The following is a 22227-nucleotide window of genomic DNA, read 5'->3' as shown; positions in this document are numbered from 1 at the left end:
TCCAAAAGGCGCCAGGAGCAATATCTATATCGCAGGTGAATGCAACGTCAAGCGATGGGCGTTGTGCTCCATATTGTCTTATTTACAAATTTTAGAATTATTGCATAGCACAATTGATTCGAACAATGCCGGTCACTGACCGGCTTTTTTTTATTCTGCGTTTGCCCACCGGCCTCGACTTACAGCCAGTTACTGCGCTTCATCCACCAGGCAACCCCGCCCACCAGCAGCACCAATAGCGCGCAAAACGCGCCAAATCCAAGATGCGAGCCAGATCCGGGAATACCACCGAGATTGACGCCAAAGAGTCCGGTCAGAAAGGTAGTGGGTAAAAACACCATTGCCAGCAGCGACATGGTATAGGTCCGGCGGTTAAGGGCATCGGCCATCAGTGAGCTGATTTCATCGGACAGCACAGCAGTACGGGCAATGCTGCCATCCAGATCGTCCAGGCCGCGCCCCAGGCGATCGGCAATTTCCTGCATCCGGCGGCGCTCATCGTCGGTCATCCAGGGTAAGCGTTCGCTGGCCAGACGGGCAAAGACATCCCGCTGCGGGGCCATATAGCGGCGCAAGACGATTAACTGTTTACGCAATAGCGCCATCTGTCCGCGTTCGGGAACCTGCTGTTCCATTAACGCATCTTCAAAGTCGATGATTTTATCATGCAGATCTTCAATAAAATCGCTGGTGTGGTCGGTCAGTGCATCACACATATCCACCAGCCAACTGCCGGTATCCCTCGGTCCACTGCCGTGCTGCATATCATTGATCATTTCATTCATCGAGAACACCTTGCGGTGGCGCGTAGAAATAATCATTTTATCCGTCAGATACACGCGAATAGTCACCAGTTGATCCGGGCGGGCATTGGCATTGAGGTTAATGCTGCGCAGCGTCACCAGCGTGCCCTCCCCCATACGGATCACTTTAGGACGAATGCTCTCTCCGGCCAGCGCTTCGCGCACCGACTCAGGTAACAGCGGCGTAGTATTGATCCACTGCTCGCTGACCGGTTGGGTATAATCGAGATGCAGCCAGCATGGCTGTTGCGTGGTGGCCTCACAGTGAGGGGTAATTTCGCTGATGCCGCCTTGACCATCCAACTGATAGGCATATACCGCATCGGCAACCTGTAGGGCTTCACCCTTTATGACTTCCACGTTAGTTCTCACTCTCTTGTTTTATTTCATTGAACCCAGTTTAGCGTTAACCCATTGCCGCTCCAACCCGTCAGGCGGAAAACCCTGCCACCCGCCGATCAAGTCCCCCGGCAGCAAACGCAATAGCCCCGGCGATAACGACCCGCGAGCGCGGGGAAATGGGGCATTGTCAGCGGAAATCGGCAGTGTTTTTAGATAAATTTAAAGTCACCAGCCGCGCCGGGCGGTGCCTGACATAATTTCTTGCATTGAAGAAATAGACGCTGTCATCCGAATTCATACACTACAGGCTGAGACTTGGCTCATTTGCACACTTTGACGTCTATTTTATTGGGTTAAATAAAAATGAAAAAAATGCTTCTGTCACTTTTGGTTCTTGGTTCGTTCAGCAACGTAGTGCACGCCGCTGAAATGCTTGGCAACGCCCCTGCGGTTGCTTACACCCACTGTGGAGGGCTGAAAGTGCTCTCCACCGCTATTAGCAGTGAGAACGTAATGATCTTGCAGCTGACCGATGCAAAAACCAATGTATCGCAGCTTTATGTCGGTAGGCGCACCGCCGATGAGAGCGACAAGGTGAAATATGTGTTGTCCACCTATAACCCGGACAACCAGACTTTTACCCCCGATGCTGCCAATACCACCATTCGATTCGGCATCAAGATGGGCCCGACAGGCAGTAAGGGAAGCGACCAGTACAGTCTGACCATGGCAGGACAAAACACCATCTGTGCCCCCTTCACCGTCTATGATCCGCTCGCTGGCAAGTAACTGCCAGCAGCCTGCCGACCATCACTCGCGCCAGCCCCGAATATAAAGGGCTGGCTTTTTTTTGCCGGGCCAACGCTACAGCGTGCATGCAAGGTTATAACGTGCCGGTGCCGCCGTCGGAACACCATACCTGGCCGGAAGCATAACTGTTTTCAGCCGAGGCCAGGGTCACATATAGCGGCGCAATCTCGGCAGGTTGACCAGGTCGCCCCAGCGGCGCTGATTGACCAAAGACCTCGATTTTCTCCTGCGGCTGGCCACCACAACATTGCAGTGCTGTCCAGTAGGGGCCGGGGGCCACGGCATTGACCCGGATACCCTGCGATCCCAGTTGTCCGGCCAGCGATTTGGTAAAGGCGACGATGGCGGCCTTGGTTTGCGCGTAGTCGAGCAGGATCTCGCTGGGTTTAAAGGCCTGCACGGAAGTAGTATTGATAATAGCCGCACCGCGCGGCAGATAATCCAACGCCGCCTTGGTGATCCAGAACATGGCATAGACGTTGGTTTTAAAGGTGGCGTCGAAGGATTCAGTGGTCAGATCCTTGATGGACTCACAGTATTGCTGCCGCCCGGCGTTATTGACCAGCAGATCCAGCCCCGCTAGTTCGTCGGCCGCCTGTTTCACCAGGTACTGACAAAATGCTTCGTCACGAATATCCCCGGGAATAGCAATCGCCTTGCGCCCTTCCTCTTGCAGCAACGCAATGACCTCGCGGGCATCGGACTCCTCTTCAGGCAGATAATTAATGGCCACATCGGCCCCCTCCCGAGCAAAGGCAATGGCGACGGCACGTCCTATTCCGGAATCACCGCCAGTAATCAGCGCTTTTCTTCCCTGCAGTCGGCCACTGCCGCGATAGGAGGTTTCGCCATGATCAGGCAACGGTTTCATTTTGCTCGCCAGCCCCGGAAAAGGTTGTTGCTGATGTTCAAACGGTGGGACGGGATATGATTTTTCCTCAAGAGCAGCGGACAACGGCTGTCGGTTAAATATGTCGTTCATAATATCTCCCTCTTCAGTAAAAAATATAGACCAGGCAAACCTATAGCGGACTAAAGCCATTATTGTTACGCCATAAGGGATGCTTTTTATAAATTCATAATTCCGAGAAAAATAATTTCCGCTCATTTTTGTGAAAATAAAAAAATCCTTATAATCATGAAATTATAAAAATATTAACAAATAAAAATCCCTCAAGGCACGCCTTGCATACCTTTATTATGGGTCAATTTTTCAGGGTGATAATTGATTTGAGATTAATCTCAAGGGGAGGAATAGCCATATTCAACGGTCCATCACCAGCAGGCATTGACTGTATTAATGCTCGGCATGCGGATTATTATTCTCCGCTGCAAGTGGCATTAACATACCCCGCCAGCCTTCTGCTACGTGGCAGCTAACCCGTAGCAGAAGGTGCGTCAACGCTAGTCGCCGGTGGCCTGTAAATCAATCACGCCGCCGTGAAAGGCCAGACCCGGTACCACGTCATTTTCCAGCCAGGTTGGACCATCAAGATCGATAAACTTCGCCCCTGGCGTCAGCGGCAGTGCGGCACGCACTGCCCGCGAGGTGCACAGCATACAGCCGAGCATAATCTCCAGCCCCAGTTCTCTGGCCGCCGAGGCCAGCGTGAGCGCCGCAGTCAAGCCACCGGTTTTATCGAGTTTGATATTGATCATCTGGTAACGGCCGACCAGCGCGGGCAGATCCTTGCTGGTATGACAGCTTTCATCGGCACAAATCGGCAGTGGATGAATAAAATTGGCCAGGGCCTCATCCTGCCCGGCGGCAAGCGGTTGTTCCAGCATCAACACCCCGAGATCGGCCAGCAACTGACAACGTGACGCCAGCCCTTCGCTTTGCCATGACTCATTGGCATCAACAATCAGTGAGACATTGGGCACCGCACTGCGGATGGCAACCATACGCTCAGTAATGAAATGATCGTCGAGTTTAATTTTCAGCAGCGTTGCGCCATTTTGCTGATGAGCCAGCGCCGCCTCAGCCATCGCCTGCGGTGTATCTACGCTCAGAGTTTGTGCCATGCTGATTGAGGCCGGAGCTACCATGCCATTGAGCTGCCACAGTGACTGCTGGCGACTAAGACGTTCCAGATCCCACAGCGCCGAATCCAGTGCATTGCGCGCCGCACCCGCGGGTAATAACTGCAACAGTGCCTGACGATCCGCTCCCTGCTCGATGGCAGCCTGCACATTGGTCAGTTGCGCCATCACCGAAGCTTCACTTTCGCCATAGCGCGGTGTGGGGGTGCATTCCCCAATGCCCACCACGCCATACTGCTCAATCTCCACCACGACTATCCGGGCTTCGCTACGACTGCCGCGAGAAATAACAAAGGCCGTATGCAACGGCAAGGTCTGCGGGTAAAAGCGTACACTTCTCATAACTTCTCCTGAAAACGCCTCCGGCAAAATGCAGGCAGCTGCCCTTTTACTATATACGCAAAGCGGTTATTACGAAGGATCACTGAGGGTTAGCAAACTTTGGCTATTCAAGCCCGGCTTGTTAACCTACACTGATAACTGCTTGTAAAACGCTACTTTTGCAATAGACCAATTAATCAGTTGGTAACATTTGCAACATTGCATTTAAGGATAAATCATGACTCAGACCGTACATTTTCAAGGTAATCCCGTCAGCATCGCTGGTCAGTTGCCACAGCAAGGCGATCTTGCCAAACCTTTTACTCTGGTTGCCAAAGATCTTTCTGACGTTGCCCTCAGCAGCTTTGCCGGTAAACGCAAAGTGTTGAATATTTTCCCAAGCATTGATACCGGTGTCTGTGCCGCGTCGGTACGCAAATTTAATCAGTTGGCGGGGGAGATCGACAATACCGTGGTGTTGTGTATTTCCGCAGATCTGCCTTTTGCCCAATCGCGTTTTTGTGGTGCCGAGGGTTTGTCGAATGTGGTCACCCTGTCAACGCTGCGCGGTGACGAGTTTAAAGCGGCCTATGGTGTCGCGATCAGTGAAGGGCCATTATCTGGCCTGACAACGCGTGCCGTGGTAGTGCTGGATGGCAATGACAAAGTGCTCTACAGCGAGCTGGTCAACGAAATTACCGATGAGCCAAACTACGATGCGGCACTGGCAGCGCTGAAATAATAGTCCACAGCCTGTTAACCAGATAAGCCACGCTATGCGTGGCTCAGACTGCTGACAAAGTCCGTTATTAGGGAGAGTGCACCGTTGGGGTCGTAGCGGGCTTGCCCGCCGGAGCGCCCCTAGGTGTGCTATGCCCAGGTATCTCGATCATCAAGACGACTTTGTCATCAAACTCAAGCCACGCTATGCGTGGCTTATTTACGTCGGGGATAAGGCGGCACCGGTCGCAGCGTAGCCAAAAGATGCGCCATGGCAACCAGCGGATGACGCCAAAACATACGCGGCCCGGCCCATCTCATTACCTGTTTGATCTGTTGTCGTTTTTGCGGCTGATAACAGTGAACCGGGCATTTCTGACAGGCGGGTTTCTGTTCCTGAAAATAGCAGCGCGCCAGGCGATTTTCGGCATAAAGCAGCAAGGCATCCAGCTCAAGATCGGCGGCATCAGGATGCCGTTGCCGATATAGGAGAAACATTTTCGCCAACGTTGCCCGCTCTTTTTTACGCCGTAATCCCAGTTGTCTTTTCTCTGCACTGCCTGCCGTGCCCACTCGCTGCGCCCCTTTACTATTGATTATCATCAAATCTCCCTGATCACCCGTTATCGCTAGTGTAATCAGTGCCAATTACTGGTCGCTTTGACCTGGATCCTGAAAAGCACGGCTGGAGAGAAGTCTGCTTTCGTCGCAGAAAAATCCCCAAAAAAAAGCCTCAGTTCACCGCTGAGGCTCAGACTGCTAGTGTCAGCATTACTCCTCGCTGTCACCGCTCTCCGCTTTGCGGCTGCTTAGCCCATACTCACGTAGCTTATTGGCAATGGCGGTATGGGAGACGCCAAGGCGTTTGGCCAGTTTGCGGGTGCTGGGATAAGTACGGTAAAGGCGGGTTAATACCGAGCGTTCAAAGCGCTTGCTGATATCATCAAGGGAACCGTTAAGCGCTTCTTCACCCAGCGTCACCTCAACATCAAAGTCAGGCAAGGCAATATCCTGTGGCCGCAACTCATTGCCTTCCAGCTGGGTTAAGGCACGATAAATGGCATTTTTCAGCTGACGCACATTGCCAGGCCAACCGTAATGGGTCAGATAACTGCTGAGCTGAGGACTCAATTTTGGACGCGGCATCCCCTGTTCGTCGGCAAAACGGGCCACAAACAGCTCGGTCAGCGGCATAATATCGCCGCTACGCTCACGCAGCGGTGGCAGCGTGACGGTAAGCACGTTTAAGCGATAATAGAGATCTTCCCGGAACTCGCCGCGCTGGACCAGTTCCACCAGATTCTTTTGCGTGGCGCAAATTACACGCACATCGACTCGGACCTCATGCTCTTCACCAACGCGACGGAAGGTACCGTCGTTAAGGAAGCGCAGCAGCTTGATCTGCATCCTCGGTGACATTTCGCCAATTTCATCGAGCAACACTGAACCGCCGTTAGCCTGCTCAAAGAAACCCTTTTTGCCCTCGGTGGCATTGGGATAGGCTCCAGGCGCATAGCCAAACAGCTCACTTTCCACCACATCATCCGGCAAAGAAGCGCAATTAAGGCCGAGGAACGGATTTTTGCCACGAGCGCTGCGCATATGGCAGGCGCGGGCCAGCAGATCTTTGCCGGTGCCGGTATCACCGATAATCAGCAGCGGCGCATCGAGCATGGCCAGTTTTCTTGCCTGATCCAGTACCTGACGCATTTTGGCACTGGCGGCAATAATATGATCAAACTCACGCTCGTCATTAATGGTCAGATCCTGCAACTGGCGGCCCATTCTGGCGGCCGATTTCAGCATCACCACGACACCCACGACCTCACTGCCCTGATTTTCGTCATCCAGCTGGATGGGGGTCAGATCCATCAGGAAATCCTGGCCGTGGATCACCACCCGTTCGGTATGGGGCTTGTCGCTCTCTTGTTCCAGCCAGCGGGTAAAGTTGTAGCCACTAATCAGACCGGCGGCGGTGGCGTGGCGGATTTTACTCTCGCTCAGTTCAAACAGCGTTAGCGCCGCCGGGTTGGCCTGTTCTACCTTGCCTTTCATATCAATGGAGAAAACCGGCTCAGGCATGGAAACCAGCAACGCCCGCAGCGCACGATGCTCACGTTCTGACGGCATAAAGGGTACGGTGCGCACATCGGTCACGCCCTCAGTACGGCGAATTTCGGCCATTAACGCGCTAAAGGTATCAAAGTCCAGCTCAGAGAAATTCAGGTAGATGCGCCCAATGGCAGCAATTTCTATCCCATGTAAATCAATACTGCGCAGCACTAATAAATCGAGTAACTCTCGGGCAAGACCCAGGCGGTCTTCGCAAAAAACTTCCAGGCGCATCAGTTTCGACCTTTTTCAGAGACTGCATAAATTCTTACTCCTATAATACCCTGTCACGCCCAGTGTAAAAAGAGACTGTCACAAAATGTTGACAGAAAAACAGCCAGCCGCTGCATTCCTCGCCAGCATGCGCCGAGAAGGCCGCCGCCCACACTTGCCGGTCGCACCGCTGCGCGTGACATTGCAGAAAAAACTCTGTTACCATCAGCCTCTGATTTCATCGCCAAATGGTTCCCGACTATGAAGTTCGTCTCTTTTAATATCAATGGATTGCGTGCTCGCCCTCATCAGCTTGCCGCCATTATCGAACAGCACCAGCCAGACGTTATTGGCCTGCAGGAAACAAAAGTCCACGACGATATGTTCCCGCTCGAGGATGTCAGCCAGTACGGCTATCATGTTTTTTATCATGGGCAAAAAGGTCACTATGGCGTGGCCATGCTGACCAAAGAGCAACCGCTGGCGGTGCGTCGCGGTTTTCCTACGGATGAAGAAGATGCCCAGCGACGTATTATCATGGCTGATATCGCCACTCCACAGGGTGTGCTGACGGTGATTAACGGCTATTTCCCGCAGGGTGAAAGTCGCGATCATGAGACCAAATTCCCCGCCAAACAGCGTTTTTATCAGGACTTGCAGAACTACCTGCAACAACAGTTATCGGTAGAAAATCCGGTGCTGGTGATGGGAGACGTCAATATCAGCCCGACGGATCTTGATATCGGCATTGGTGAAGAGAACCGTAAACGCTGGCTGCGCACCGGCAAGTGTTCATTTTTGCCGGAAGAGCGCGAATGGATGGACCGTTTGCAAAGCTGGGGACTGGTCGATACCTTCCGCGCTGCCCACCCGGAGGTTAATGATCAGTTCTCCTGGTTTGACTATCGCTCACGTGGTTTTGATGAAAATCGTGGGCTGCGTATTGACCTGCTGCTGGCCAGTACGCCACTGGCGGCGCGCTGCAAGGCTACCGGTATTGATTACACCATTCGCGGGATGGAAAAACCTTCCGACCACGCGCCGGTGTGGGCCGAGTTCGACTTGCAGTGAGCGCGCTAAAGCAGATTGAAGTGGTGGCCGCCATTATTGAACGCGGCGACCATATTCTGCTTGCCCGCCGGGATAGCCACAGCGACCAGGCTGGGCTGTGGGAGTTTCCCGGCGGCAAAGTCGAGCCGGGTGAAACCCAGCCGCAGGCGCTGGCGAGAGAATTACAGGAAGAGTTGGCTATCGACGCCGATGTACAGCAATGGGTTGCCAGTCACCGCTGGCAGCAGCGCGATCGGCTGATTGTGCTGCACGCCTGGCGGGTTAGCCCCTTTCGCGGTGAACTGCGTTTGCATTGTCATAGTGAGGTGCGCTGGGTGACACCGGAGCAGGCGCTACAGTTTGCGCTGGCACCGGCAGATATTCCATTGCTGGCGGCTTATATCACGCAACGTGATGCAGCCGCCACACAGTGACAACGTCACTTATTACTGCTTATTTTTCCAGCCGCTGCCAGATCAGGTCGTTGGTACCAACGACCTGTTTATCCCTCACGCATTGCAAAACGATATCCTGCGCCGTGACTACCGACCCTTCGGAGTAACTTTTATTATTGTAGATACAGCAGCGATGGCATGGCGGCGCACTGCTGTTATCCCCGGTACCGGCTCCCCACGCCTGCGGCGGCAATGGCACCACCACATCAACATTGCTGCCACTGTGTTCAGCCAATACGTTGGCAGACAGGCAGCACAACCCCAGTAACAGACCTGAAAGATATTTATTCATCGCTTTTGCTTTCCCTGGTTTTGGCTGGGGCTCGACGGCGTTTAGGCGCCGAGGCGGTTTTAGGTTTCGACGGCAAACTGCGAAATGCCGGAGAAACACGGTTCTGTTTGGCCTGCATAATCAGATCCTGCAAGGTGCTGACCAGCGGCTGCATAAAATCCTGATAGCGGCAGTTTTTCTCACTGATCCGCGTCAGCGTGGACTCCCAGTCTGCCGTCATATCAGGCCGGGCAGCAATATCCGGCAGCGAGTGAATTAAGGCTCTGCCGGTATCACTGGAATGAATATAGCGCCCTTTTTTAAATAAAAACTCACGTCGGAACAATAATTCGATAATACCGGCGCGAGTCGCTTCGGTTCCCAGGCCGTCGGTGGCGCGTAGGATTTTCTTTAGCGCTTTATCCTGCACAAAACGGGCGATACCGGTCATCGCCGACAGCAGCGTCGCATCGGTAAAGGGCCGCGGCGGCTGGGTTTGACGCTCGACCACCTCCCCGCGTTCACAGAGAAGCACGTCGCCTTTGGCCACCACCGGTAACGGCGTACCTTCATTCTCTTCGTCACGCTCTTTGCTGCCCAGCAACGTACGCCAACCGGCATCGGCCAGAAAACGCGCCTTGGCCACAAACTTGCCCCCGGCAATATCCAGATCGATAACACATTTGCGAAACACCGCATCCGGGCAAAACTGCATCAGGTACTGGCGAGCAATCAGGGCATAAATACGGCTTTCATCTTCGGTAAGATTAACCTTGCTGCTGCGCGCGGTGGGGATAATGGCATGGTGAGCATCGACTTTTTTATCATCCCAGCAGCGGTTACGTTTATCAGTATCCAGCGCTGGCTGCGGCAGCAGTGTCGGCTGATGCACAGCAATGGCATTGAGCACCGAATGACGACCGGCAAAATGCTCTTCTGGCAGATAGCGGCTGTCGGAGCGCGGATAGGTGATCAATTTATGGGTTTCATAGAGACGCTGGCAAATATCGAGAATTTTCTGCGCACTTAGGCCAAAGGCTTTTGAGCCTTCAATTTGCAGCGTCGACAGCGAAAATGGCAGCGGTGGAGTTTCTGATTCCCGTTTATCGTTATAGCCGGTGACCACCGCCGGTTGACCGCCAATGCGTGCCACCACATGATCGGCCAGCGGACGATGCAGCAGTCGCCCTTCTTCATCCTGGTAGGGTTCACAGGATTCACTGGGTTGCCAGATAGCGACAAAACGCTCATCCGCCGGGGTAACAATATGCGCCTTCACTTCAAAAAAGTCTTTCGGCACAAAGTTTTCTATTTCTTCATCGCGGCGCACCACCAGACCCAATACCGGCGTCTGCACCCGTCCCACCGACAGCACGCCATTGTAACCAGCGTTGCGCCCCAGCAGCGTGTAGGCGCGCGTCATATTGATACCGTACAGCCAGTCGGCGCGAGCCCGGGCCAGCGCCGAGACACACAGCGGAATAAAATCGCGATTGGCACGCATGCGTGTAACCGCGCGCTCCACCGCCTGCGGATTAAGGTCATTGACCAGACAACGTTGCACTTGCTGTCGTTTCTCGGCATTCAGCTCAAGATAATCCAGCACTTCATCTACCAATAACTGCCCCTCGCGATCCGGGTCACCGGCGTGTACCACTTCACTGGCTTCCAGCAGCAGTTTTTGGATCACCTTAAGCTGTTTTGCCACCGAAGGTCGCGGTTGCAACTGCCATTTTTCGGGGATAATTGGCAGGTCTTCCAGCGCCCAGCGGGCAAAGCGACTGTTATAGGCATCGGGCTGCGCCTGCTCGAGCAGGTGGCCGACACACCAGGTCACGACGTCCTGATTTCCACAGGCAATATAGCCGTCGCCACGCCGATGCGGCTTGGGCAACACATCAGCAATAGCTCGGGCAAGGCTGGGTTTTTCGGCAATAAACAATCGCATCAGGCAAGGCTCATAAACAGGGAGGGCGACCAATCGCTCCTTTATCAGCACTATGTTAGCCGCTGAAGGCATAATTGATAAGTCGGGATTGTCGTTGTTGCGAGATGTTCGCTTATAAAAACGACGAAAAACGCATTTATCGGATAAATCAGTTAAATAACGATGAAAAAGGCAGCATGATTGCTGCCTTGGAATAGTGACAACGTTAATTTTTTATACGGCGTGCAGGGGGGATCACCTTCAGAAATAACTGACAAATGCCGCACTGTCGACCGGGATCACCTGGGTGCTGGCTTTTAGCTGCGGTGTGCCGAGATAGAGGAAACCAACGATTTTGTCGGTTTCTGCACAGGCAAACGCCTGACGCACGGCCGGATGATCGGTCCAGGCGCCGGTGCGCCAGATGCCGTTAAATCCCTGCGCCAGAGCCGCCATCTGCATGGCCTGCACGGCACAACCTGCGGAAACCACCTGCTCCCACTGCGGCACTTTTGCACTCTCTTTGCAGTGGGCAATAATGGTGATGATCTGCGGCGCGCGCAGCGGGGCTTGAGTGGCCTTCTCAATGGCTTTTTCATCCATGCCATCATGTTCTGCCGCTGACTTTAGCAGATGACTAAAGCGAATCAGGCCGTCGTTTTCAACGATAACAAAACGCCAGGGTTGCAAGGCGCCGTGGTCCGGGGCGCGCATACCGGCGCGAATGATATTTTGCAGGCTCTCCCCGGATGGGGCCGGGGCGGCAAGGCGTGAAGCGGAACGGCGATTTAAAAGTAGGTCCAGAGCATCCATGAGTCTCTCCTGAAAATGCGTTGTATTCACTTTACGTTAACATACCCTATTATACTGTGGCTATCCGACCGCGGTGAAGTCTGCCAAATTCTGACATGATTTAAAGCTGACATTTCCCCGACAGGTCATTAGGATAGCAACACTAGTCGCTCTTAATGGAGAGAACATGCGCATATTGTGGCGAATCATCGCCGGATTTTTTAAGTGGACCTGGCGTCTGCTTAATTTTGTCAGAGAATTTATTCTTAACCTGTTCCTGATCCTGATTATTTTGCTGGGTGTCGGCATCTACTTTGCCGTGCAATCCAAACCCGTTGAGACGCCTGCCAAAGGTGCGCTGCTGGTGGATTTAAGCGGTTCCGTGGTCGATAAACCGGCAGTGAACAATAAGGTTCGCCAATGGGGACGCGAGCTGTTGGGCTCTTCCAGTCATCGCCTGCAGGAGAACTCGCTGTTTGATCTGGTCGATACCCTGCGCGCTGCCAAAGATGATAAAAACATCACCGGTCTGGTGCTGTCATTAAACGACTTTACCGGTACCGATCAGGCATCATTACAGTATATCGGCAAAGCGCTGCGGGAATTCCGCGACGCCGGCAAACCGATTTATGCCATCGGCGACAGTTTCAATCAGCCACAGTATTATCTGGCCAGCTATGCCAACAAAATTTACCTCTCGCCGCAAGGCTCGGTGGATCTGCACGGTTTTGCCACTAATACCCTTTACTACAAGTCGCTGCTCGACAAACTGAAAGTAACCACCAATATCTTCCGCGTCGGCACCTATAAGTCGGCGGTGGAACCAATGATCCGTGACGATATGTCACCGGCTGCACGCGACGCCGACAGTCGTTGGGTAGGCGCATTATGGAATAACTATCTCAATACCGTTTCGGCCAACCGCCAACTGACGCCGGAGCAACTGTTCCCGGGAGCCGCAGGTATGCTGGCTGGCTTGCAGCAGGCTGGTGGCGATACCGCGCAATATGCGCTGAAAAACAAGCTGGTGGATGTGCTGGCTTCACGCGTCGCCGCCGATGACGAGATGGTGAAAGTATTCGGCTGGGACAAACAGAAGAAAGACTTTAATTCTATCAGCATTGGCGACTATACGCCGAAACCTAAGCCTGATAATAACGATGCGCAAATCGCGGTGATTTTTGCCAACGGTGCCATTGTCGACGGCGAAGGACAACCGGGTGACGTGGGTGGCGATACCGCTGCCGATCAGATCCGCGATGCGCGTCTGGACCCGAAAGTCAAAGCCATTGTCTTACGAGTTAACAGTCCGGGGGGCAGCGTCAGCGCTTCCGAGGTGATCCGTGCCGAGCTGGCGGCAACCAAGGCAGCAGGTAAACCAATCGTGGTTTCCATGGGCGGCATGGCCGCTTCTGGCGGCTACTGGATCTCCACGCCGGCCAATTACATTATTGCCAGTCCAAGCACCCTCACTGGCTCCATTGGCATTTTTGGGGTGATTAACACCTATCAGGATACGCTGGGGCAATTTGGCGTGCATACCGACGGGGTGGCGACGTCACCGCTGGCGGATATTGCCGTGACCAAGGCACTGCCCACCGAATTCTCGCAGATGATGCAGATGAATATCGAGAACGGCTATCGCACCTTCCTGGGCCTGGTAGCAACATCGCGCAATAAAACGCCGGAACAGATTGACCAGATTGCGCAGGGTCATGTCTGGATTGGCAGCGATGCCAAAAACAACGGTCTGGTCGATCAGTTGGGCGATTTTGACGACGCGGTGAAAAAAGCGGCCGAGCTGGCAAAACTGCCAAAATGGCAGTTAAACTGGTTCGTTGATCAGCCGAGCCTGACCGATATGCTGTTCTCGCAGATGAACGCGTCGGTCCATGCCATGTTACCGGCAGTGGCGCAGGCCTACCTGCCCGCTCCGGTGGCCGATGTCGCTTCGAAGTTGCGCTCACAGGCTGACCTGTTCAATAACCTCAACGATCCGCAAAATCGTTATGCCATCTGTCTGACCTGTGGTGAGGTCAAATAACGCTGCCTGAACCCTGCCTGATGGCCCCGTATAACGGGGCCACAGACTGCTGACAAAGTCCGTTATTAGGGAGAGTGCACCGTTGGGGTCGTAGCGGGCTTGCCCGCCGGAGCGCCCCTAAGTGTGCTATGCCCGGGTATCTCGATCATCAAGACGACTTTGTTATCAAACTCGATGGCCCCGTATAACGGGGCCATTTTTTTGCCCAACGGCCACTAGCGCATCCAGTGATACAGCGAGCTTTGACCGGAAAAGACCGTCATGCCGTTTTATTCTGTCCGCTCTGCCCTTATAATCCCTGCACCAGGCCTGTCTGGCCGATTAACATAGAATTGTGCAAATGACTAAAAAATCGATCTACGTTGCCTACACCGGCGGTACCATCGGCATGCAGCGTTCCGAACAGGGCTATATTCCTGTCTCCGGCCATTTACAGCGTCAGCTGGCATTAATGCCAGAATTTCATCGCCCGGAAATGCCCGACTTTCATATTCAGGAATATTCGCCGCTGATGGATTCATCGGATATGACGCCGGAAGACTGGCAACATATCGCCGACGATATTCAGGCGCATTACGATCAGTATGATGGTTTTGTGATTTTGCACGGTACCGATACCATGGCGTTCACCGCCTCGGCGTTGTCATTTATGCTGGAAAACCTCGGCAAACCGGTTATCGTGACAGGGTCACAAATTCCTCTCGAAGCCTTGCGTTCCGACGGTCAAATCAACCTGCTGAATGCCTTGTATATTGCGGCCAATCATCCGGTCAATGAAGTTACCCTGTTTTTTAATAACCGTTTGTATCGTGGTAACCGCAGCACCAAAGCTCACGCCGATGGCTTTGATGCCTTTGCGTCCCCTAACCTGGCACCGCTGCTCGAGGCCGGGATCCATATCCGTCGCCTTGGCACTCCGTCGATCCCCGCGCCATCCGGTGCCCTGCGCGTGCATCATATAACGCCGCAGCCGATCGGCGTGGTGACCATTTATCCGGGAATTTCCGCCGAAGTGGTGCGCAACTTCCTGCAACAGCCGGTAAAAGCGTTGATTTTGCGTTCATATGGCGTTGGCAATGCGCCGCAAAAAGGCGATTTGCTCAATGAATTGCAGCAGGCCTCAGAACGCGGCATTGTGGTGATCAATCTGACGCAATGCATTTCCGGCAAGGTTAATATGGGCGGCTACGCCACCGGTAATGCCCTGGCGCATGCCGGGGTGATCAGCGGTTTTGATATGACCGTAGAAGCGGCATTGACCAAACTGCATTACCTGCTGAGCCAGCCATTTTCTGCTGTTGAAATCCGCGAGTTAATGCAGCAAGACTTGCGTGGTGAACTCACCGTTTAAGGAGCGAGTATGAAATCTGCGCTGTTGCTTATCGATCTGCAAAATGATTTTTGTCGGGGTGGTGCGCTGGCGGTGGCCGAAGGGGATAACACCATCAGCGTGGCCAATCTGGCGATTGCCGCCTGCCGTCAGGCCACTATCCCGGTGGTCGCCTCCCAGGACTGGCACCCGGCCGATCACCGCAGTTTTGCCGTCAATTCGGCAGCCGAACCCTGGACGCAGGGAGAGCTTGAAGGCTTGCCGCAGGTGTGGTGGCCGGTGCATTGTGTGCAACAACAACCCGGTGCAGATTTTCATCCCGACCTGAATCGTGCGGCATTAGACTATATTGTCCATAAAGGACAGAACCCGGCGATCGACAGCTATAGCGCTTTTTTCGATAATGGCAAACGCGCGGCAACCGGACTGCATGCCTGGCTGCAACAGGCGCAAATCGGCCGGCTAATTGTGATGGGGCTGGCCACCGATTATTGCGTAAAATTTAGCGTGCTCGATGCGCTGGAACTGGGTTATCAGGTCACCCTGCTAAGCGACGGCTGTCGCGGTGTTAATTTGCAGCCGGACGATAGCAAACAGGCCATTGCCACCATGCAGCAGGCCGGAGCCAAAGTGCAGACACTTTCTGAGTGGCTGGCCACCCTGCAACCGGCGATGTAGCGCCTGGCATTCGCTCTCCTCCCCCGACCGGGCAGCGTTGTCGCAAAGTTGCAACACTCCGGTCCTATTTACCTAAAGAAGTTGATTAAAAATGAGCAAGGTTAAGATCAGTACACCTCAGGAAATTGAAATGGCTCGCGCCGCAGGAATGGACGCGGCCAAGGTGCTTGAATTTATCAAGCCTTATGTCAAAGCCGGTGTCACGACGCAAGAAATTGATCAACTGTGCCATGACTATATCGTTGACGAACTCAAGGTGATCCCGGCCAATATTGGTTATCACGGTTACAGCAAAACCCTGTGTACCTCGGTAAACCATGTGGTCTGCCACGGTATCCCGGCGGATAAGAAACTGAAAGATGGCGATATCGTCAACATTGACGTCGCCATTATTAAAGACGGTTGGTATGGCGATACCAGCCGTATGTATTTTATTGGTGAACCAAGCATCCGCGCCAAACGTCTGGTGGAGGTCACCTATCAGTCAATGGTGGCGGGGATCCACGCCGTACGTCCTGGGGCGACCCTTGGCGATATCGGTGCCGCCATTCAGCAGGTTGCCGAAAGCAACGGTTTTTCGGTAGTCAGAGAATACTGCGGACATGGCGTCGGTCAGGAATACCACACCGATCCACAGGTGCTGCATTACGGTAACAAAGGCGAAGGAATGGTGCTCAAACCGGGGATGATCTTCACCATCGAACCGATGATCAATGCCGGCAAAGCGGCAACCAGCGTGCTGGCAGATGGCTGGACGGTGGTAACCAAAGACCGTTCACTGTCGGCGCAATGGGAACATACTGTGGCTGTCACCGAAAGTGGCTTTGATTTATTAACGCCATGGCCGGAAGGTACCGGCGACTACGCTGCTATCTAATCCGCCTTAAACTGGCCCCTTTACTGCGCACAGCAGCCCCGGGGGGCCAGCGTCCTTTTCGCCCTTATGCCAGCGAAAACCTTACCTGCCATGGCGATTCGCTATTAGACAAACTAGCGGTATCCTCGAATGGCAATATATCACCAATGGGGACCAAATCAGACTGCACCGCGTTATTGGTCTCGTTCAGTAACAGATTAATCACCCCTTTCTGGATAATTAAGGTTAACGGTTGATTCCGCAACCGCGCGGTTACCGGCAGCTTCTCGGTTAAAACCGGCTCAATCACGCTGAAATACTCTTTGTTATCCCAGCGTCTGAGGGTCAAGGTCATGGGCATCAGAGCCAGAAACTCGCGACTGAGTTCTCGATCATTGATCTCTGCCCGTAAAAAGGAATCACCTGTCGTCAGGTTTATCGGAGTCATAGTGAAATGCCTGGTTAGTAAAACAGCTTAACTATCTAAACTGTCGGGTCTGCGAGGGGGTAAAGGTCATATCAACGACATTGTGCTTATTTCCGCTGACAAGCTAAGGTAACAGACCTGGAATAAGATGATTAGAGGGGGGAATAAGCATACGTCTATGAATGGTATTCATTAATTAAGGCAAACGGGGAGCAGTATCACCCTGCTCCCGGCAGCAATCTAGTTGCCCAGTTGCACGCTTTTGTTTAGGGTCTCCCCTTTGCGCACCAGCGTTATTGTTACTCTGGTATTGCGGTGGGTGTCAATATAATGCCCAAAACTCTCGCTGCCACTAACAGGAACATTATCAATGGCGGTAATAATATCACCAGGAATAATATCAGCATTAAAGGCCGGGGAGTTTATTATGGTGGCAACGGTGGTCACCCCATGATTTGAGTTAATCAGCTTTCTGTCGGCATCATTAAGTTCACGTTGTATTACCCCTAAAGGAACGCGTATTTTAATAAAATAGAGGGCCTGAAATATGACGCCAGATTGTGAACAACAACGACCTGTATTCACAATGTTAATGCTCTTGACAGGGAACATTACCACTAAATCAGCGCTGACCTTTTGCCCTTGCTCGCGACTGGCCTGTTCAGCCGCTATTGTGGCTTTGCTGAGATCGAGATACTCGGAGTGATAAACAGAAGCGCCAAAGGATCTATAACCTTGTTTTAAAAAGGCAAGATTTACCTGTTGTGCTGTATTGAGCGCAGTGTGTACCACCACGGGGTTAAGCGGCGCAGGACCTGCACGCAAGTAGGCTATACGTTCTGCCGTGGCCGCAGGAGGTTGATGGTAAGAAAAGGATCCCGTAGAACAGGCGGTCAGCAAAAAAGAAAGCAGGATAATTAAGTAGCGCATAGTGGCTATTGTTTCCCAGGCAGCTGAGCTATAGAGTAAATAATTAAACAAACCATAAACAAAATTGAATTAGTTTAACTACTTTTCAGTAGTTAACATTACCTGTTCACGTTAGCAGTCGGGATTAGTTAAGTAAATTATAATTTCAGCAGCAAGATAAATAGACAGGGTTATTTGATCGAAAGCATACATCTTTCATCGGGTGTGGCAAACCGTCGTCAGTAACGTCAACCGCTTATCAACAAAATGCATACTGTAAGGAATTTTTTGTCTGGTTCTTTAGGTAATAACTGCGTCAAGTAAAAAACCGACCTGTCGCAGGACGACTGATCGGTTGTTATACGCGCTAACTTAATGGCCAGACCTCAGCGGACTATTACTCTTCCTCACTTTTCCTGCCCGGGAAGCGACGGCGCACCACAACAAAAAAGACCGGCACAAAGTAGACCGCCAATAGGGTGGCCGCCAACATCCCGCCAATCACCCCGGTGCCAACGGCATTTTGTGCACCAGAGCCTGCCCCCGTACTGGTTGCCAGCGGTAATACACCAAGAATAAAGGCCAGCGATGTCATCAAAATAGGTCGTAATCGCATGCGTGCAGCATTCAGCGTTGCCTCGATCAGGTTTTTGCCCTCCAACTCAATCTGATCTTTGGCAAACTCGACAATCAAGATGGCATTTTTCGCCGATATACCAATGGTGGTCAGCAGTCCGACAACAAAGTAGACATCATTGCTTAACCCACGCAGCGTGGTAGCAGCCAGCGCACCCAACACCCCAAGAGGTACCACCAGCATTACCGAAAAAGGAATGGACCAACTCTCATACAAGGCAGCCAGGCAAAGAAAAACTACCAACAGGGAAATGGCATATAGCGCCGGAGCCTGCTGGCCAGAAAGACGCTCCTGGTAGGACATGCCGGTCCAGTCATACCCTATTCCCGCAGGCAGTTGTGCCGTAAGCTGCTGCATTAAGGCCATTGCTTCGCCGGAGCTTTTTCCGGGTACCGGTTGTCCTAATATTTCCAGTGAAGACAAGCCGTTAAAACGCTCCAGGCGGGGCGAACCATAGACCCATTGTGCCGAAGAAAAACTGGAGAAAGGCACCATTTTGCCGTTACTGGCGCGGACAAACCAATGATCCATATCACCCGGCATCATGCGATAAGGCGCATCACTCATGACGTAGACTTTTTTGACCCGTCCGTTATCTACAAAATCATTAACATAACTGCCGCCCCAGGCAGCGCTGAGGGTAGTATTGATATCAGCAAGCGCCAGGCCGAGCGCCTTGGCTTTTTCCTGATCAATAATTATCTTGTACTGCGGGCTGTCATCCATACCATTGGGTCTCACCGCCATCAGAGTGTCGGCATGCTGTCGCACCAGATCCAGCAGTTGATTACGCGCCTGCATTAGTTTCTCATGGCCCAGATTGCCCTGATCAATAAGTTCAAAGTCAAAACCGGTCGCATTCCCCAACGAGATAATGGGCGGAAGATTAAAGGCAACGACTTGTGCATCAAGAATATGTGCGAAAGCCTGATTTGCGCGACCGACGATAGCATCCACTTTGTTCACTGCACCTGTGCGCTGATCCCAATCTTTTAGACCAATAAAGGCAATGCCCATATTCTGCCCGCGACCGGCAAATCCAAAACCATTGACCGTCAGAACATTTTCGACATTATGTTGTTCCTGGTTTAAATAATAATCATTAATCTGGTCAAGGACGTGTTGCGTTCGCTCCTGCGTAGCCCCCGCTGGCAGAATGGCCTGGGTTGCCAGCACACCCTGATCTTCATTCGGTAAAAACGAGGTGGGCAAACGGGCAAACAACAGCGCCATCCCGGCCACAATCACGATATAAATAACAATATAACGGCCGGTGCTGCGCAACATACGCTCGACGGCATGACCATAGCGATCGGCACTTTGCTCAAACTTGCGGTTGAATACGCCAAAAAAGCCGCTGCCTTTATTGTGTGTGCCTTGCGGGATCTTCTTTAGCAGGGTGGCACAGAGCGCCGGGGTTAAAATAAGTGCCACCAACACCGAGAGCACCATCGCCGACACGATAGTGATGGAAAACTGGCGGTAGATCACCCCGGTACTACCGCCAAAAAAAGCCATGGGGACAAATACCGCCGACAGCACTAAAGCAATACCGATTAATGCGCCCTGGATTTGCTCCATGGATTTGTAGGTGGCCGCTTTCGGCGATAAGCCCTCCTCTGCCATCACGCGTTCCACGTTCTCCACCACCACGATGGCATCATCGACCAATAAGCCAATGGCCAACACCATACCAAACATAGTCAGTGTATTGATGGAATAGCCAAAACTACTGAGCACAGCAAAAGTTCCTAACAACACTACCGGTACAGTAATCGTCGGGATCAAGGTAGCTCGGAGGTTTTGCAGAAAAAGATACATCACCAGAAACACCAGTAAAATCGCCTCAAACAGCGTTTTTACCACTTCGTTTATCGAGATCTTGATAAACGGCGTGGTGTCATAGGGATAGACCACCTGCAAACCAGCCGGGAAATAAGGTTTAAGTTCCGCCAGTTTGGCGCGAATGGCCTTGGCGGTATCCAGCGCATTAGCCCCGGTAGCCAGTTGGATCCCCAACGCTGATGCCGGTTTGCCATTGATTTTCACCACAAACTGATAGTTCTCGCCACCCCGTTCAATACGTGCCACATCATGTAACCTGACCTGAGAGCCATCCGCATTCACTTTGAGCAAAATATTCCCGAACTCTTCGGGAGAGGTCAACCGTGTCTGGGCAATGATCGATGCATTCAGTTGCTGACCTTTAACCGGGGGTGCACCACCCAATTGACCTGCTGCAATCTGCGCATTTTGCGTTTCGATAGTGCTAGTGATATCCACCGGCGTCAGTTGATAATTATTTAATTTATTTGGGTCTAGCCACACACGCATAGCGTATTGCGAACCAAACAGCGTGCTATTGCCTACCCCGTCAATACGGCCCAGGGGATCCTTGATCGTCGAGCCGACAAAGTCAGAGATATCTTCCTGCGACATGCGGCCATTTTCGTCAACAAAACCGGCGACCAGAAAAAAGGTACTGGAGGATTTTTGCACGGTGATCCCCTGCTGCTGCACTTCCTGCGGCAATAGCGGCATAGCCAGTTGCAGTTTGTTTTGCACCTGGACCTGGGCAATATCAGCATTGGTACCGCTTTTAAACGACAGCGAGAGTTGTAATGTTCCAGAAGAATCGCTGCTTGACGACATATACATCAAGCCATCAAGGCCGTTCATATTTTGCTCGATCACCTGGGTAACCGTATTCTGTAAGGTGGTAGCATCGGCCCCCGGGTAGGTAACGCGGATCTGAATCGCCGTCGGTGCCACATCGGGATATTGCTCGACGGGTAGACGGATAATGGCAATAACACCCGTCAGCATAACGATAATCGCCAAAACCCAGGCAAAAATTGGGCGATTAATAAAAAACTTGGACATAAGTCGACATTTCCTGTCTGAATTATTAGATTTTGACCGCAGCCAAAGACTCAATATCACGGCTAAAGGTTGAAGAATTAACGGTTGGTCCTGCTAATCGAGTGGTGGGTAAACAATGCCTACTCTGGAGTGACCTGGCAGGGGGTCGATTCATTTTACGAAATGTCGCCGGCGGAATAAGATATTTGCGCACGAAAGTACGAGTAAACGATTGCTGCGAGTCATAACCATATTTCAACCCTATCTGAAATACTGTTTCATGACTTTCGAGCAAATCATATGCCGCCAGCTCAAGCTTTCTATCGCGTATATAATGAGCGATATTTTTATTTGTTACTTGATAAAAAATCCGCTGGATATGCCATTGTGAATAGCCAGCTTTATCTGCAACGCTTTTTATTTTTAAAGGTTTATCAAGATTACCGTCTATCCACTTAATAAGTGAATTGATGAGCATCACGTGCCTTTCCATCATAATCTCCTTTATAAATAGGGGCTGAGGGTATCAATGGCCAGAGTTAATCGAAGAAATTGCTTACCGCTTCAGTTATCGTTCTGAAGTTGAGTCACTCGAAAAGTGTAATGATGGGTATCAGGCAGTTTC

At 52.2% G+C, this 22227-nt stretch carries 20 protein-coding genes; 8 read left to right on the top strand and 12 right to left on the bottom strand.

Annotated elements, in window-relative coordinates; translation table 11 throughout:
• Positions 1-179: 179 nt before the first annotated feature.
• The gene (gene zntB / locus GW590_RS07820) at positions 180-1163 is read right to left on the bottom strand and encodes a zinc transporter ZntB (RefSeq protein ID WP_169402450.1); all 984 of its coding nucleotides are present in this window, start codon (positions 1161-1163) and stop codon (positions 180-182) included.
• Positions 1164-1508: 345 nt separating this feature from the next.
• Between zntB and GW590_RS07815 the strand changes: the two genes are divergently transcribed.
• Positions 1509-1934, top strand: coding sequence for a hypothetical protein (locus GW590_RS07815; RefSeq protein WP_169402449.1), 426 nt, complete (start codon positions 1509-1511; stop codon positions 1932-1934).
• Between the two features lie 94 nt (positions 1935-2028).
• Here GW590_RS07815 and GW590_RS07810 read toward each other — a convergent pair whose 3' ends face one another.
• Together GW590_RS07810 and ycjG are read right to left on the bottom strand one after the other, a co-directional pair.
• Entirely contained in the window at positions 2029-2937 is a 909-nt protein-coding gene (locus GW590_RS07810; RefSeq protein ID WP_169402448.1) for an SDR family oxidoreductase, read from the bottom strand.
• Between the two features lie 422 nt (positions 2938-3359).
• On the bottom strand, positions 3360-4340 hold the full coding sequence (gene ycjG, locus GW590_RS07805) for an L-Ala-D/L-Glu epimerase (protein WP_169402447.1): 981 nt from the start codon (positions 4338-4340) through the stop codon (positions 3360-3362).
• Positions 4341-4557: 217 nt separating this feature from the next.
• On the opposite strand from ycjG, the gene tpx reads away from it, so the two are divergent.
• Positions 4558-5061 carry a thiol peroxidase gene (gene tpx, locus GW590_RS07800; protein WP_169402446.1) on the top strand — a complete coding sequence of 168 codons (504 nt, stop codon included), beginning with the start codon at positions 4558-4560 and terminating at the stop codon, positions 5059-5061.
• A 194-nt stretch (positions 5062-5255) separates the two neighbouring features.
• Here tpx and GW590_RS07795 read toward each other — a convergent pair whose 3' ends face one another.
• Positions 5256-5579 (bottom strand): nitrous oxide-stimulated promoter family protein, encoded by a 324-nt coding sequence (locus GW590_RS07795; RefSeq protein WP_235955889.1) that lies wholly within the window; start codon positions 5577-5579, stop codon positions 5256-5258.
• A 231-nt stretch (positions 5580-5810) separates the two neighbouring features.
• Entirely contained in the window at positions 5811-7385 is a 1575-nt protein-coding gene (gene tyrR, locus GW590_RS07790; RefSeq protein WP_169402444.1) for a transcriptional regulator TyrR, read from the bottom strand.
• A gap of 240 nt (positions 7386-7625) precedes the next feature.
• Between tyrR and xthA the strand changes: the two genes are divergently transcribed.
• Positions 7626-8435, top strand: a complete 810-nt coding sequence (gene xthA / locus GW590_RS07785; RefSeq protein ID WP_169402443.1) for an exodeoxyribonuclease III — start codon at positions 7626-7628, stop codon at positions 8433-8435.
• The gene (locus tag GW590_RS07780) at positions 8432-8848 is read left to right on the top strand and encodes a pyrimidine (deoxy)nucleoside triphosphate diphosphatase (protein WP_169402442.1); all 417 of its coding nucleotides are present in this window, start codon (positions 8432-8434) and stop codon (positions 8846-8848) included. Before xthA ends, GW590_RS07780 begins: the two co-directional genes overlap by 4 nt.
• A gap of 19 nt (positions 8849-8867) precedes the next feature.
• On the opposite strand, the gene GW590_RS07775 is transcribed toward GW590_RS07780, so the two are convergent.
• The 3 genes from GW590_RS07775 to GW590_RS07765 form a co-directional block, all read right to left on the bottom strand.
• The gene (locus tag GW590_RS07775) at positions 8868-9161 is read right to left on the bottom strand and encodes a DUF1496 domain-containing protein (protein WP_169402441.1); all 294 of its coding nucleotides are present in this window, start codon (positions 9159-9161) and stop codon (positions 8868-8870) included.
• Positions 9154-11088, bottom strand: a complete 1935-nt coding sequence (locus tag GW590_RS07770) for a DNA topoisomerase III (RefSeq protein WP_169402440.1) — start codon at positions 11086-11088, stop codon at positions 9154-9156. Before GW590_RS07770 ends, GW590_RS07775 begins: the two co-directional genes overlap by 8 nt.
• 240 nt (positions 11089-11328) lie before the next feature.
• Positions 11329-11880, bottom strand: coding sequence for an NAD(P)H nitroreductase (locus GW590_RS07765; RefSeq protein WP_169402439.1), 552 nt, complete (start codon positions 11878-11880; stop codon positions 11329-11331).
• 166 nt (positions 11881-12046) lie between these two features.
• Between GW590_RS07765 and sppA the strand changes: the two genes are divergently transcribed.
• From sppA to map, 4 genes are all read left to right on the top strand, one after another.
• On the top strand, positions 12047-13903 hold the full coding sequence (gene sppA, locus GW590_RS07760) for a signal peptide peptidase SppA (protein ID WP_169402438.1): 1857 nt from the start codon (positions 12047-12049) through the stop codon (positions 13901-13903).
• 340 nt (positions 13904-14243) lie between these two features.
• Positions 14244-15254, top strand: a complete 1011-nt coding sequence (gene ansA, locus GW590_RS07755) for an asparaginase (RefSeq protein WP_169402437.1) — start codon at positions 14244-14246, stop codon at positions 15252-15254.
• Between the two features lie 9 nt (positions 15255-15263).
• Positions 15264-15911 carry a bifunctional nicotinamidase/pyrazinamidase gene (pncA, locus tag GW590_RS07750; protein ID WP_169402436.1) on the top strand — a complete coding sequence of 216 codons (648 nt, stop codon included), beginning with the start codon at positions 15264-15266 and terminating at the stop codon, positions 15909-15911.
• A gap of 91 nt (positions 15912-16002) precedes the next feature.
• A complete protein-coding gene (gene map, locus GW590_RS07745; RefSeq protein ID WP_169402435.1) occupies positions 16003-16788 on the top strand; it encodes a type I methionyl aminopeptidase in 786 nt (261 codons plus the stop codon).
• 64 nt (positions 16789-16852) lie between these two features.
• Here the strand turns inward: map and GW590_RS07740 are convergent, their stop codons facing one another.
• From GW590_RS07740 to GW590_RS07725, 4 genes are all read right to left on the bottom strand, one after another.
• Positions 16853-17215, bottom strand: coding sequence for a cyclophilin-like fold protein (locus tag GW590_RS07740; protein ID WP_169402434.1), 363 nt, complete (start codon positions 17213-17215; stop codon positions 16853-16855).
• A gap of 219 nt (positions 17216-17434) precedes the next feature.
• Positions 17435-18175 carry a PDZ domain-containing protein gene (locus tag GW590_RS07735; RefSeq protein ID WP_169402433.1) on the bottom strand — a complete coding sequence of 247 codons (741 nt, stop codon included), beginning with the start codon at positions 18173-18175 and terminating at the stop codon, positions 17435-17437.
• 325 nt (positions 18176-18500) lie between these two features.
• The gene (locus tag GW590_RS07730) at positions 18501-21623 is read right to left on the bottom strand and encodes an efflux RND transporter permease subunit (RefSeq protein ID WP_169402432.1); all 3123 of its coding nucleotides are present in this window, start codon (positions 21621-21623) and stop codon (positions 18501-18503) included.
• A 25-nt stretch (positions 21624-21648) separates the two neighbouring features.
• A complete protein-coding gene (locus GW590_RS07725; protein WP_328803054.1) occupies positions 21649-22098 on the bottom strand; it encodes a helix-turn-helix domain-containing protein in 450 nt (149 codons plus the stop codon).
• Positions 22099-22227 lie beyond the last annotated feature (129 nt).

Origin of the sequence: Rouxiella aceris (assembly GCF_012933545.1) — a bacterium.
Lineage (GTDB): Bacteria > Pseudomonadota > Gammaproteobacteria > Enterobacterales > Enterobacteriaceae > Rouxiella > Rouxiella aceris.
Note: the sequence above shows the minus strand (reverse complement) of the source record. Positions and strands in the feature narration are given on the sequence as shown.